Annotated in this window: 15 protein-coding genes; 5 read left to right on the forward strand and 10 right to left on the reverse strand. The window is 62.4% G+C overall.

Annotated features, from left to right (window positions below):
* The first annotated feature begins 134 nt into the window (after positions 1-134).
* Complete coding sequence (locus tag LZ496_RS12230) at positions 135-578, forward strand: hypothetical protein (RefSeq protein WP_249905003.1); 444 nt, start codon at positions 135-137, stop codon at positions 576-578.
* Positions 579-671: 93 nt separating this feature from the next.
* Entirely contained in the window at positions 672-1,991 is a 1,320-nt protein-coding gene (locus LZ496_RS12235; RefSeq protein ID WP_249905004.1) for a DEAD/DEAH box helicase, read from the forward strand.
* Positions 1,992-2,027: 36 nt separating this feature from the next.
* Here LZ496_RS12235 and tgt read toward each other — a convergent pair whose 3' ends face one another.
* Positions 2,028-3,164: a tRNA guanosine(34) transglycosylase Tgt gene (tgt, locus tag LZ496_RS12240; RefSeq protein WP_249905005.1), complete on the reverse strand. Its 1,137-nt coding sequence runs from the start codon at positions 3,162-3,164 to the stop codon at positions 2,028-2,030.
* A gap of 59 nt (positions 3,165-3,223) precedes the next feature.
* Positions 3,224-3,967: a hypothetical protein gene (locus LZ496_RS12245; RefSeq protein ID WP_249905006.1), complete on the reverse strand. Its 744-nt coding sequence runs from the start codon at positions 3,965-3,967 to the stop codon at positions 3,224-3,226.
* Between the two features lie 82 nt (positions 3,968-4,049).
* Here LZ496_RS12245 and LZ496_RS12250 point away from each other — a divergent pair, with 82 nt between their 5' ends.
* A complete protein-coding gene (locus tag LZ496_RS12250) occupies positions 4,050-4,805 on the forward strand; it encodes a TSUP family transporter (RefSeq protein ID WP_249905007.1) in 756 nt (251 codons plus the stop codon).
* Between the two features lie 34 nt (positions 4,806-4,839).
* A complete protein-coding gene (locus LZ496_RS12255; protein ID WP_249905008.1) occupies positions 4,840-5,856 on the forward strand; it encodes a sulfotransferase family protein in 1,017 nt (338 codons plus the stop codon).
* On the opposite strand, the gene queA is transcribed toward LZ496_RS12255, so the two are convergent.
* The 8 genes from queA to LZ496_RS12295 form a co-directional block, all read right to left on the reverse strand.
* Positions 5,853-6,881 carry a tRNA preQ1(34) S-adenosylmethionine ribosyltransferase-isomerase QueA gene (gene queA, locus LZ496_RS12260; RefSeq protein WP_249905009.1) on the reverse strand — a complete coding sequence of 343 codons (1,029 nt, stop codon included), beginning with the start codon at positions 6,879-6,881 and terminating at the stop codon, positions 5,853-5,855. The genes LZ496_RS12255 and queA overlap by 4 nt on opposite strands.
* Positions 6,881-7,654, reverse strand: coding sequence for a peptidylprolyl isomerase (locus LZ496_RS12265; RefSeq protein ID WP_436286477.1), 774 nt, complete (start codon positions 7,652-7,654; stop codon positions 6,881-6,883). The genes queA and LZ496_RS12265 overlap by 1 nt, the downstream gene beginning before the upstream one ends.
* 104 nt (positions 7,655-7,758) lie before the next feature.
* Positions 7,759-8,247, reverse strand: a complete 489-nt coding sequence (gene coaD / locus LZ496_RS12270) for a pantetheine-phosphate adenylyltransferase (RefSeq protein WP_249905011.1) — start codon at positions 8,245-8,247, stop codon at positions 7,759-7,761.
* Positions 8,247-9,158: a polyprenyl synthetase family protein gene (locus LZ496_RS12275; protein ID WP_249905012.1), complete on the reverse strand. Its 912-nt coding sequence runs from the start codon at positions 9,156-9,158 to the stop codon at positions 8,247-8,249. Before LZ496_RS12275 ends, coaD begins: the two co-directional genes overlap by 1 nt.
* Positions 9,148-9,390: an exodeoxyribonuclease VII small subunit gene (locus tag LZ496_RS12280; protein ID WP_249905013.1), complete on the reverse strand. Its 243-nt coding sequence runs from the start codon at positions 9,388-9,390 to the stop codon at positions 9,148-9,150. The genes LZ496_RS12275 and LZ496_RS12280 overlap by 11 nt, the downstream gene beginning before the upstream one ends.
* A gap of 32 nt (positions 9,391-9,422) precedes the next feature.
* On the reverse strand, positions 9,423-10,127 hold the full coding sequence (locus LZ496_RS12285; protein ID WP_249905014.1) for a DUF1013 domain-containing protein: 705 nt from the start codon (positions 10,125-10,127) through the stop codon (positions 9,423-9,425).
* Between the two features lie 106 nt (positions 10,128-10,233).
* A complete protein-coding gene (locus LZ496_RS12290) occupies positions 10,234-10,851 on the reverse strand; it encodes a glutathione S-transferase family protein (protein WP_249905015.1) in 618 nt (205 codons plus the stop codon).
* Positions 10,848-11,852, reverse strand: coding sequence for an NAD(P)H-quinone oxidoreductase (locus LZ496_RS12295; RefSeq protein ID WP_249905016.1), 1,005 nt, complete (start codon positions 11,850-11,852; stop codon positions 10,848-10,850). The genes LZ496_RS12290 and LZ496_RS12295 overlap by 4 nt, the downstream gene beginning before the upstream one ends.
* A 68-nt stretch (positions 11,853-11,920) precedes the next feature.
* Here LZ496_RS12295 and LZ496_RS12300 point away from each other — a divergent pair, with 68 nt between their 5' ends.
* Positions 11,921-12,118, forward strand: a complete 198-nt coding sequence (locus LZ496_RS12300) for a DUF1192 domain-containing protein (protein WP_249905017.1) — start codon at positions 11,921-11,923, stop codon at positions 12,116-12,118.
* Positions 12,119-12,208: the final 90 nt, after the last annotated feature.

Genomic DNA, 12,208 nt, shown 5'->3' on the forward strand with positions numbered 1-12,208 from the left:
TCTAGTGGCTGCCCTTTCCAAGTGCAAGGCGTTTAGAGGAAGCACTTTTCTCGGCTTTGCTGACGATTGCCCGGCAGTTCACATTGCATTCAACGCTTGCCGGTAGATCGGCTTACCGCAATGGTCCCTTCTGCATGACGCTGTTCGCCCTTCTCGGATTGATCCCGGCATTGTTTGCCATGGCCGCGCAGGATTCCTCGCAACCGCAAGTCGTGCGCCGTGTCACGGTCCAGGATGAGGTGATCATCAGCATCCCGGTTCGGCCAAGGCCAAAGCGCTCGCAGAACATTGAATGGAAAGAGGAGAAGGGTCCGAAATGCGTTCGTTCGGAACGCATTGCCGGCGCCATGTGGTCCGGACCCTCATCGATCGATTTCCTGCTTCGGGACCGGACCCGGGTTCGGGCTATCATGAACGACGAATGCCCGGCGCTGGATTTCTACAAGGGCTTCTATCTTCAACCGGACGACGAACGCATTTGCGCAAAGCGGGAATCGATCCAGTCGAGGATCGGCGGAAGCTGCCGGATCGAACGCTTCCGGACCCTGGTTCCGCAGGTCAAACAGGTGCGGCGCTAGCGCCCAACTTGACATTCAACCCCTCGAACTTGTAGCGCGCCGCTGGCGCGACGCCGTTGAGCGGCGCGCTTTCCTTTATTTCCGGATTATTTGATGTCTTTTGCCGATCTCGGCCTTTCCGATCAATTGCTGCGCGCTGTCACCGACAGCGGCTATGATATTCCCACGCCTATCCAGAAAGGCGCCATTCCTTCCGTGCTCATGGGGAAGGATCTGATCGGCATTGCCCAGACCGGAACCGGCAAGACCGCAAGCTTCGTCCTGCCAATGATCGACATCCTTGCCGAAGGTCGAAGCAGGGCGCGCATGCCGCGTTCGCTGATCCTGGAGCCGACCCGGGAACTGGCCGCGCAGGTCTCCGAGAATTTCGAGAAATACGGCAAATATCACAAGCTTTCGATGGCGCTCCTGATCGGCGGCGTGCAGATGGGCGATCAGGTGAAGGCGCTGGAAAAGGGCGTGGACGTCCTGATCGCGACGCCGGGCCGGCTGATGGACCTCTTCAGCCGCGGCAAGATCATGCTCAATGACTGCAACCTGCTGGTGATCGACGAAGCGGACCGGATGCTCGACATGGGGTTCATCCCCGACATCGAGGAAATCTGCACAAAGCTTCCCAAGGCCCGGCAGACTCTGCTGTTTTCCGCGACGATGCCGCCGCCGATCAAGAAGCTGGCTGACAAGTTCCTGAGCGATCCCAAGCAGATCGAGGTCGCCCGCCCGGCCACCGCGAACGTCAACATCGACCAGCGGCTGATCGTGACACGGGGCGACAAGAAGCGCGACCTGCTTCGCACCATCCTGCGCGGAGAAGAATTCAAGACCGGCATCATCTTCTGCAACAAGAAGACTACGGTGCGCGAGCTTTATACCAGCCTCAAGCGCTCAGGGTTCGCCGTCGGCCAGATTCAGGGCGACATGGACCAGAGTGGCCGCATCGCCGAATTCGACCGGTTCAAGAAGGACGAGATCAACATTCTCGTCGCCTCCGACGTCGCGGCGCGCGGGCTCGATGTGAAGGGCGTCAGCCACGTCGTGAACTTCGACGTGCCGTGGCAGCCGGACGACTACATTCACCGCATCGGACGCACCGGCCGCGCTGGTGCCAAGGGCATCGCCATTACGTTGGCGACGCGCGAAGACGCCGAGGCAGTCGCCGCGATCGAGAAACTGACCGGAAACAAGCTCCCTCGCGCGGAAGGCGACAAGAGCGAAGCCGCTTCGACCGAAGAGCCGCGGCGTGAAGAAAGGCCGGCCAAGGGTCGGCGACCCGCGAAAGCCAAGGCGGAATCAATGCCGGAGCCGGAACCGATTGTCGCTCGGGCCAAGGAGGCTCCGAAGAAGGCAACTCGCGACGACAAGGGCGACTGGAACGGCCCGGTGCCCGGCTTCCTGCAGTTCAGCGCATTATAGCGTTAACTTCGGGAGCCTCCTGCAGTTCAGCGCCGTCTAAGCCGCCTTCTTTCCCTGCCGATAGCGGTCGAGGAAGGCTGCGGCGTGCGATGCGAAGCGGCTCTCGCGGATGGCATCGCGCATGTCCTGCATCAGCCGCTGGTAGAAGCTCAAATTATGCTCGGTCATCAGCATTGCACCGAGGATCTCGCCTGACCTGACGAGGTGATGGACATAGGCTCGGCAGTAGCTCGTGCAGGTCGGACAGGCGCATTCAGCATCCAATGGCCCCTGGTCCTCCGCAAATCGGGCATTGCGGATGTTGATCGGCCCGTCGGCGGTAAATGCCTGCCCCGTGCGGCCCGATCGGGTCGGGAGCACGCAGTCGAACATGTCGACGCCGCGCGCGACCGCGCCAACGATGTCGTCCGGCTTTCCGACGCCCATCAGATAACGGGGCCGATCGGCGGGCAACTGACCCGGCGCAAAATCCAGCACTCCGAACATCGCCTCCTGGCCTTCGCCGACGGCGAGCCCGCCGATCGCATAGCCGTCAAAGCCAATGTCGATCAGATCATCCGCCGACCTCTTGCGCAGCTTCTCGTCCAAGGCGCCTTGCTGGATCCCGAACTGCGCAGCCCGCTCCGCATGCTCCCCGCCGGACAGGAAGGCCTCGCGAGACCTCTTCGCCCAGCGCATCGACCGCTCCATCGCCTCCAGCTGAACCTTCTCCGAAGAAGTGGTCGGCACCAGCTCGTCGAACGCCATGACGATGTCACTATCGAGCAGCCGCTGGATTTCCGTGGACCGTTCGGGCGTGATCAGATGCCGGGCGCCGTCGAGATGAGACTGAAACGCAACACCTTCTTCGGTCCGCTTGGTCAGTTCGGCCAGGCTCATCACCTGATAGCCGCCGCTGTCCGTCAGGATCGGGCGGTCCCACTTCATGAACTGATGCAGGCCCCCTAGCCGAGCGACGCGCTCGGCGGATGGGCGCAACATCAGGTGGTAGGTGTTGCCCAGGATGATGTCGGCACCGGTGGCCCGGACGCTTTCCGGCTTCATTGCCTTGACCGTCGCCGCAGTCCCGACCGGCATGAACGCCGGCGTACGAATTTCGCCGCGCTGCATCGAGATAATGCCGGTGCGGGCGGCGCCGGCCGTTGCATGGATGGTGAACTGGAAGCGGGTCATTGGCCGCGCTCCCTAGCGATTTCACCGGGCTCCGGCTACCGCACGAGATGCGACGGTCCTCAAACCAGCGATGCTAGCGGCTTGTCGCTGAAGCAATCCGCCCTCCGTACAGGCCAGTCGAGCTGGCCCGCCCCGCGGGGTGGCATCTGCTCGACTATCCGAAGCCAGCGAAAGCCATGCCGCCCTTCAATGAGTTGCGCTGTCACGCAGGGACCATGTTCCAGAGGTGGAACACGGCTCTCGCCCTCAAGATCGCCTCCATCCGCCCTTTGATGGCGAAACACGGGCTTGTGCCTCCTGAACATCGTTCGTTTCGATCCGGCGACATAGGGGATAACCCGCTCAGCCTTGCCAACCGACGCGCCGGACATCGAATCCCGGGCGGCATATACATACCCCAATGAAATGGCCGCCGTCGCAACAAGCAGGAACGCGAGCATGAACGCCCGACCCGCAACGAATTGACGCGACCTCGCTACGAATTGCCAGAAGCCGATTCCGGCGACCAGAATGCCCCAAAAGAGCAACACAGCGCTTGGATCCGAGGCAACTTCGCCGGGCGCCCCCACTTCGCTCGCAAACCACGCCACGACCAGCATCAGCGGCGAGACGATCAGAAAGCCCGCATTCTTGACGACCCCGCGAAGCTCGTCCGGAACAACAAAGGAAATCGGCTGCTTCTTCCTTAGCTGCGCATAGTCTGCCGTTCGGCCGAATTCGCCAGCTCGATGAGTGAATGCGCCTCGCCGCATCGATTTATCGAAGGGATCCGTCCCGCGAGACGAAGGTACGCGATCTGACACCAGGCCCCCAATCATTCGGCCCGCCCATCAAACGCTATGTAGCGCTTCGTGACAAGTCGCGCGCGACCTGTATGGAACGAGCATGATCGAACCCTGGGTCTATGCCGCGCTGACCGCTGTTGCGGTTCTCACCGGCTTCATCGACGCCATCGCCGGTGGCGGCGGCCTGATCATGATGCCGGCGCTGCTGTCGGCGGGTGTGCCGCCCATCAATGCGCTTGCCACCAACAAGCTTCAGTCGATGTTCGGAACCGCAACCGCCTATTCGAACTACTTTCGCAAGGGCCTCGTCGACTGGCGTGCCAATATCCTCACCGTCGTCCTCGTGTTCATCGGAGCCAGCGTCGGCGTGATTGTCGTCCAAAGCATCGATACCCGGTCCCTCTCCCTGATCATCCCGCTCTTGCTGGTCGGCGTTGCCGCCTATGTCCTTATCAGCCCGCGGATGAGCGACGAAGACGCGCACCAGCGGATCAGCGGCAAGGCTTATGCCCCGGTCGGTGCCGCGATAGGGGCCTATGACGGCTTCTTCGGTCCGGGCACCGGCAGCTTCTTTACCGCCTCGCTGGTCGGCCTTCGCGGACTTGGCCTGACCCGGGCGACGGCTCTGACAAAGTTGTTCAACCTCACCAGCAACATCGCTTCGGTCCTGTTCTTCGCCATCGGCGGCAAGATGTTCTGGCTGTTGGGTCTCTGCATGGCCGCTGGCGCAATGGTCGGCGGCTGGATCGGCAGCCATACGGCGATGCGTTTCGGTGCCAGGCTGATCAGGCCGCTGCTCGTTCTCCTGTCGCTGGGCCTCACGACGCGATTGCTATGGACCTATTTTTCGGCCTGACTCCCGCCGCATTCTGTTCATAGGTGCGTGGCTCATGGACAAGCCGCTCAACCATCAGTCGCATTTCGCCTTCATCGTCGGTGCGCCGCGCTGCGGGACGACGACATTGGCGGGCTTCCTGCAGCAGCACCCCGATGTTTGCTTCTCCATCGTGAAGGAGCCCCACTTCTTCTCGCACGACGAGGTGGCGGCTTTACCGGAGGACAAGCTGGAGCGGACTGTCACAGAGGAATATTGGCAGCGCTTCTTCGGGCATTGCGAAGGCGATCCGAAGCTCTACGCCGAAGGCTCGGTGACCTATCTCTACGCGGCGGACCGGATGGCGCCAATCCTGAAGCTGTGGCCGAACGCCAAATTCGTCATCGCCCTGCGCGATCCGGTTGCCATGTTGCCCTCGCTTCATGCTCGTTTGCTGGTAACCGGCGACGAGACCATTCGCGACTTTCCTGCGGCATGGGCCAAGATCGGCGAACGCGCCAAGGGCAAGTCTATTCCCAAAAGTGCGATCGACCCCCGATGGCTTCGCTATGATTGGGCAGGACAGCTCGGTGAGAATGTCGCACGATTCATCAATGCGGTGGGCCGCGAGCGATGCCACATCGTTCTCTTCGACGATCTTTCGAGCGACCCCGAAGGAACGTACCGCAATCTTTGCGGCTTTCTTGGCCTCGAGCCTTGGGCGGCCACGAATTTCAAGCCGCAGCGCATCAATAAATCAATCCGGATCGGATGGCTGCAGCGCTTCCTGAAGCGCCCGCCGAAGGCAGTTCGCAGCGCACTCGCCGGCGAGAAATTTCACAAGCGCGAGAAGAAGGTCGGGTCGGGCGAAAGCAAGGCGCTTGCGACGATCTTTCGCGTTCGCAAGCGCTTGCTCGACTGGAACAAGATCCCTGCCAAGCGGCAGCCCCTCGATCCCGCCGTTCGCCAGCAGATCATCGACAGCTTGCGCGATGACGTGATCCTGCTTTCGAGGACGATCGACCGGGATCTCAGCCACTGGCTGGGCGGAATTCCCGAAGCGAAACCCGAGAAGGCAGGGCGCCGCGCCTAGGCGGGGAGCAGCAACGAACTATCCCCATAGCTGTAGAAGCGGTAGCCCTGTTCGATCGCGTGCGCATAGGCTGACTTCATGACGTCGAGCCCCATCAGGGCACTGACCAGCATGAACAGGGTGGACTTCGGCAGGTGGAAATTGGTCATCAGGCCGTCCACCGCCTTGAACCGATAACCGGGCGTGATGAAGATGGCGGTATCGCCGTCGAATGGCTGGATCCGCCCATCGTCGCCGGCCGCGCTTTCGATCAACCGAAGCGAAGTGGTTCCCACCGCGATCAGCCGCCCGCCTGACTGCTTTGCCTGATTGAGCCGCTCGGCGGTTTCCTGGTCGATCCGCCCCCACTCGCTGTGCATCTTGTGGTCGGTGGTATTCTCCGACTTCACCGGCAGGAACGTGCCCGCGCCGACATGCAGGGTCAGCATCTCGCGCTTGACGCCGCGCTCATCGAGGGCAGCAATCAGCCGATCGGTGAAATGCAGGGCTGCTGTCGGCGCGGCAACGGCGCCGGCCTCGCGAGCGAACATTGTCTGATAGTCGGTTTGATCGGAATGATCGGTTCCCCGCTTGCTGGCGATATAAGGCGGGAGCGGCATCTGCCCGGCCCGTTCAAGCAGTAGCTCGACAGGTTCCTCACCATGAAAATGGAGGAGGATCGCGCCCTCCGGATCCCGCGCAACTGCGCTGGCCCTCACCCCTTCGCCGAATTCGATGACGTCGCCATCGCGGACCCGCTTGGCGTTCCGAACGAATGCCCACCATTCCCGAAGCCCCTCGCGCTTGTGCAAGGTTGCGCCGATCCGCGCCTCGCCACGCATTCCTTCCAGCTGCGCCGGAATGACGCGGGTGTCATTGAACACCAGCACGTCGCCGGACCGGAGTATCGACGGTAGGTCGAGCACCGTCCGATCGGACAGTTTGGCCTCGTCGACCAGCAGCATCCGCGCGGAATCGCGCGGCCGTGCCGGGCGAAGTGCAATGCGTTCGGGCGGAAGGTCGAAGTCGAATAGGTCGACGCGCATTACTGGGGAGTCGCGGCCTCTTCTTGCGGCGGCGTTTCAGCGGCAGGCTCCGCCGGTGCCTGTTCCGTAGGTGCGGGAGCTGGCTGTGCCTGCTCTGCCGGCGGCGCTGCCTGCTCTGGGGCTGCCGGCGCGGTTTCCGCAGGAGCGGCCGGGGGACCGGACGGTGCGGACTGGGGCTGCGCGGCAGCCGTGGATTCAGCAGGCGCAGGCGCTGCGGCAGTCACGACGGGCGGTGCCGGAAGCGGGCCACCGATTGTCGCGCGAACGATCTTGGTCGGCGCTTGGGGCGGTTCGCCCACGGCGATTCCGTCAACCGCACCCATGCCCTCAATTACGCGGCCGAAGGCGCTATATTTGTGATCCAGCACGAAGCGCGGGGCCAGCATGATGAAGAATTGGCTGTTGGCACTGTTGACGTCCTCGGCCCGCGCCATCGACGCGACGCCGCGCACATGCGGGAAATCGCCGAACTCAGCCGGCACGTCGGGGAGCCGCGAGCCGCCTTCACCGGTACCCATAGGATCGCCGCCCTGGGCCATGAACCCCGGGATCACGCGGTGGAAGACCAGGCCATCGTAGAAGCCGGCCACGGTCAGCTGCTGGATCCGATAGACGTGCTGCGGTGCGATATCGGGGCGAAGCTGGATGACCACCTTGCCGCCGTTCGAAAGTTCCAGCGTCCAGCGATTGGCAGGGTCGGCCGCGACCTCGGCTGGCGCAACCATCGAGACGGGCGGCTTTACGGGTTCCGGAGCGGGCTTTGCCGCAATCATCGCAAAAGCGAGAAAAGGCAACGCAACCAAACGCTTATTCATCTTCGAAACTCCCACCCCCTGGATCGCTTCCGACTATCGCGGCAGCGCCGTCGACTCCAGTGCTATTTCAATTTTTTCGCGACATCGGCCGCCACGGCCGGGGTAACGAACTTGTTGATCGCCCCGCCATAGCGCGCGATTTCTTTCACCAGCCTTGACGCGATCGGCTGTAGCGAGACGTCCGCCATCAGGAAGACCGTTTCGATCCGGTCGTTCAGCTGCTGGTTCATGCCGGCCATCTGATACTCATATTCGAAGTCCGCGACGGCACGCAGGCCGCGAAGGATCAACGTCGCGCCTTCACGTTCCGCGAAATCCATCAGCAGGGAATCGAACTCGACGACGCTGACACCCGGAACGTCGGCGACTTCGCGGCGAACCATTTCCATTCGCTCGGCGACCGTGAACATCGGTTCCTTCGACGGATTGGTCGTGACACCGATCACCAGCCGATCGACTAGGTGAGCGCCGCGCCGGATGATGTCGAGGTGGCCGAGCGTGATCGGGTCGAACGTTCCCGGATAGACGCCGATGCGCTGCTTCGAAGCCATCAACGGTCCCTTTCCTCTACGTAGCGGGCAACAGCGCGAAGCAGGTCCGCTTCCTCGCCATGATGTTCCAGATGCTCGATCGCCTGTCCAATCAGGATCGAACATTGTTGCCGGGCGCGATCCTCGCCAAGCAAGGATACGAATGTCGCCTTTCCGGCATGTGCGTCCTTGCGCAGCCGCTTGCCGGCCACCGCTTCGTCGCCGGCATGGTCGAGCAGGTCGTCGGCAATCTGGAACGCCAGCCCGATGTCGCGTGCGAAGCCGCGATAGGGCGTGCGCGCTTCGGGCGGCAGGCGCCCCATGATGCACGCCGCCTCGACAGCGAACTCGATCAAGGCGCCGGTCTTCAGCTGCTGAAGGCGGGTGATCGATCCCATGTCCAGCACTTGGCCCTCCGCGACTAGGTCGAGCATTTGCCCCCCGGCCATGCCGTTCGGACCCGATGCGCGGGCCATTTCCAGCACGAGCTCGGCGCGGACGAACGGATCCTCATGGGTCGCGGTGTCCGCGATGATCTCAAACGCCAGGTCATGGAAACAGTCGCCGGCAAGCACCGCCGTCGACTCATCGAAAGCCCGGTGCACGGTCGGTTTGCCGCGACGCAGGTCGTCGTCATCCATGCAAGGCAGATCGTCATGGATCAGCGAATAGACGTGGATTGCCTCGATCGCTGCCCCGGCGCGAATCACCCGGTCTTCCGCAATGCCGAACAATCGGCCGGTGGCCACGGTCAGGAGCGGGCGAAGCCGCTTTCCCCCGCCCAGCCCGGCATGGCGCATGGCCTCGAACAGCCGGTCGCGCCCGTCTCCCGATCCGGCCAGGTAGCTTGAGAAAATGGATTCGACTTTGACGGCAATGCGATTGGCTTCGGCCTGAAGCTCGGCGTCGGTCACGCCACGCTCAAGCAGCATTGAAGGGGCTCGTGCCCTTTGGTTGGCCGTCCGGGCCCAGAGCAATCTGCTCGATGCGGGCCTGTGCCGCCTTCAGACGCGCTTCGCAGTGACGCTTCAGCCGGTCTCCCCGCTGATAGAGCTCAATCGACTCGTCGAGCGGAGCCTGGCCCTGCTCAAGGCTTCGGACGATCTGCTCCAGCTCGGCAAGCGCCGCCTCGAAGCTCATTTGCTCAATGTCACCCTGATCCATTGCCTAGCTTCTGGGCCTTGGGCTTCGCCAAATCAACGCTTGAAGGGATCCTTGATGCCCGGAACGATTTCGTCCGATTCCGCTGCACCTTCCAGGTCCACGTCGGCTGCTGCCAGCGCGGCTTCGGCTTCGCGGGCATGCGCTTCGCGTTCGGCGCGCAGCTGTACAATCAGCGCGTCACGATCGCTGGCCAGCCGCTCGTCGGTCGGCGCGACTGTTCCGGCGGCCTTCTGGGCCTTGGCTACGGCCGCATCCAGTTCGCGCTGCGACGTCAGGCCCAGGGTCACGGGGTCCTTCGGCTGGATATTGGCCATGTTCCAGTGGGTCCGCTCACGGATCGCGGCGATCGTCGTGCGCGTCGTGCCGATCAGCTTGGAAATCTGGCCGTCCGACACTTCCGGATGGTTGCGGATGATCCAGGCGATGCCGTCCGGCTTGTCCTGCCGCTTCGAAACCGGCGTGTAGCGCGGCCCCTTCGTGCGCGTGACCGGGTCCGGCGCCTTGTGCATTTGCAGCACATAGTCCTGGTCGGCCTGGCCCTTTTCGATTTCCTCGTGCGTCAGTTCGCCCGAACGGATCGGATCGCGGCCCGTCAATTTGGTTGCAGCCGTATCGTCGGCAATCGCCTGCACCTCGAGCACGTGCAGCCCGCAGAAATCGGCGATCTGCGAGAAGCTGAGCGAGGTGTTGTCGACCAGCCAGGCGGCGGTCGCATGCGGCATGAGCGGCTGGGCCATCTTCGTCTCCACAAACAATAAGGGCCGCCCCACCGAAGGAGCGGCCAGTCATTGGGAGCGCATCTAATCGCGACAGCCGATCAGGGCAAGCAGAGTCTGAGGAATGTCAGTCCTCTAGCCCGACATGCCCGTCCATCGTCATGATCCGCTCCATCCAGCGGATGATCTCCGGATAGGCTTCAAGGTCGAAATCGGCCTCGTCGGCGACATGGGTGTAGGCGAACAGGCAGATGTCGGCGACGCTGAACTGGTCGGCAACGAACCATTTCCGGTCCTTGAGGTGGTTGTCCATCAGGTCCAACGCGTGGAGCCCATTCTCACGCTTGCCCGTGATCTGCATCCGCTGAGCATCGTTCAATGCCTCGATTCCAATGAAACGAAGCCAGAAGCGGAGCGTGGCGATGTTGGGTTCGTGATTATACTGCTCCCAGAACATCCAGCGGAGCATGTCGGCCTGGTCGAAATGCCCGTCCGGGATCAGCTTCGAACCATTAGCCAGGAAAAAGCAGATCGCATTGCTTTCGGTAAGGAAGCGGTTCCCGTCCTGCAGCACGGGAATCCGGCCGTTGGCATTGATATTGGAGAGGAATTCCGGCGTTCGCGTCTCGCCATGCATGATGTCGTAGTTGCGGCGCTCAAGCTTGATCCCGACATGGGCCGCGGTCAGGCGGATTTTGTAGCAGTTCCCCGACCGCGCATCTTCGTGAAGGATCAGCCCGCTCATTGCCCCATTGTTAGCACGATCTTGCCGATATGGTCACCCGCTTCCATCCGCGCGTGCGCTTCAGCCGCCTGCTCCATCGGAAAACTCCGGTCCATGACCGGCTTCAATCGATTGCTTTCGACATATGGCCATACGGTTTGCGCGATTTCATCGCGGACCATCGTCTTGAAGCCGATTTCGCGGGCGCGAAGCGTTGAGCCGGTGAGGGTCAGGCGCCGGCGCATCATGTCAGGAATGGTAATCTCCGCCGTCGCTCCGCGCTGGAACGCGATTGAAATGTGCCGTCCATCATCCGCAAGACATTGGAGATTTCTCGGCAGATAGTCGCCTCCGACCATGTCGACCACCACGGCGACCCCCGCGCCTTCCGTCCAGCGCTGGACCGCGTCGACGAAATCGGTTGTCGCGTAATTGATCGCATGTGCCGCACCCAGTTCGATGGCCGCGGCGCATTTCTCGTCTGATCCGCAGGTTACGATGACCTCCAGTCCGAATAGACTGCCCAGCTTGATCGCCATGGTTCCAATCCCGCTGGTCCCGCCATGGACGAGCACCGTTTCGCCTTCGGCCGCGAAGCCTCGTTCGAACAGGTTGACCCAGACGGTGAACAGCGTTTCCGGGATTGCCGCCGCCTCGGTCAGCCGGAGTACTTCCGGGACCGGAAGACAGGTTCCGGCAGGCGCGACACAATATTCGGCATATCCGCCGCCCGCGACCAACGCGCAGACTTTCGAGCCGATCAGGTGCGTCGAGCCCTGCCCCGCCGCGACCACGGTTCCGGCGATCTCTAGACCGGGTATGTCGCTTGCGCCGGGCGGAGGCGGATAAAGACCCCTGCGCTGAAGCACGTCGGGCCGGTTTACCCCGGCCGCGGCAACCTTGACCAACAGCTCGCCCTTGCCGGGCTTGGGTGTCGGACGCGACGCCAAACGCAGCTGCTCGGGCCCGCCTGGTCCAGCAATTTCTACAACGCGCATTACGTCCGGGATAATTTCGCTCATCGACGCTCCCTGTACAGTCGGGCGCAAGCTTATTGACTTGGGTCAATCATCGGTCAACGATTCCGAACATGGACGAGGAAGACTTCTTTTCCAGCCGCCCGCAGGACCCTTTGACCCAGGTGGTGAAGCAGGATCTAGGGCCGCTTTCGCAGGACGAGCTTCAGGTTCGTATCGAGACGTTGAAGGGCGAAATCGCTCGCGTCGAAGCCCACATGGCCGCAGCCTCGGCCCATCGCTCGGCTGCCGACGAGCTATTCAAGAAGTAGCAAGCCGCCCTCAGGGACGCCGACGGGCTTCAGCTGTGGCCTTCCCACCACGCGCGCGACGAACCGATCACCTCCCCATCTCTTTGCCCC

Source organism: Sphingomonas caseinilytica (assembly GCF_023516455.1).
Classification (GTDB): domain Bacteria; phylum Pseudomonadota; class Alphaproteobacteria; order Sphingomonadales; family Sphingomonadaceae; genus Sphingomicrobium; species Sphingomicrobium caseinilyticum.

Excerpts from the sequence above, each read along its gene's own strand:
- LZ496_RS12230 (WP_249905003.1), top strand. The coding sequence starts at position 135 with ATGACGCTGTTCGCCCTTCTCGGATTGATCCCGGCATTGTTTGCCATG.
- LZ496_RS12235 (WP_249905004.1), top strand. The coding sequence starts at position 672 with ATGTCTTTTGCCGATCTCGGCCTTTCCGATCAATTGCTGCGCGCTGTC.
- tgt (WP_249905005.1), bottom strand. The coding sequence starts at position 3,164 with ATGACCCGCTTCCAGTTCACCATCCATGCAACGGCCGGCGCCGCCCGC.
- LZ496_RS12250 (WP_249905007.1), top strand. The coding sequence starts at position 4,050 with ATGATCGAACCCTGGGTCTATGCCGCGCTGACCGCTGTTGCGGTTCTC.
- LZ496_RS12255 (WP_249905008.1), top strand. The coding sequence starts at position 4,840 with ATGGACAAGCCGCTCAACCATCAGTCGCATTTCGCCTTCATCGTCGGT.
- queA (WP_249905009.1), bottom strand. The coding sequence starts at position 6,881 with ATGCGCGTCGACCTATTCGACTTCGACCTTCCGCCCGAACGCATTGCA.
- LZ496_RS12265 (WP_436286477.1), bottom strand. The coding sequence starts at position 7,654 with ATGATTGCGGCAAAGCCCGCTCCGGAACCCGTAAAGCCGCCCGTCTCG.
- coaD (WP_249905011.1), bottom strand. The coding sequence starts at position 8,247 with ATGGCTTCGAAGCAGCGCATCGGCGTCTATCCGGGAACGTTCGACCCG.
- LZ496_RS12275 (WP_249905012.1), bottom strand. The coding sequence starts at position 9,158 with ATGCTGCTTGAGCGTGGCGTGACCGACGCCGAGCTTCAGGCCGAAGCC.
- LZ496_RS12280 (WP_249905013.1), bottom strand. The coding sequence starts at position 9,390 with ATGGATCAGGGTGACATTGAGCAAATGAGCTTCGAGGCGGCGCTTGCC.
- LZ496_RS12285 (WP_249905014.1), bottom strand. The coding sequence starts at position 10,127 with ATGGCCCAGCCGCTCATGCCGCATGCGACCGCCGCCTGGCTGGTCGAC.
- LZ496_RS12290 (WP_249905015.1), bottom strand. The coding sequence starts at position 10,851 with ATGAGCGGGCTGATCCTTCACGAAGATGCGCGGTCGGGGAACTGCTAC.
- LZ496_RS12295 (WP_249905016.1), bottom strand. The coding sequence starts at position 11,852 with ATGAGCGAAATTATCCCGGACGTAATGCGCGTTGTAGAAATTGCTGGA.
- LZ496_RS12300 (WP_249905017.1), top strand. The coding sequence starts at position 11,921 with ATGGACGAGGAAGACTTCTTTTCCAGCCGCCCGCAGGACCCTTTGACC.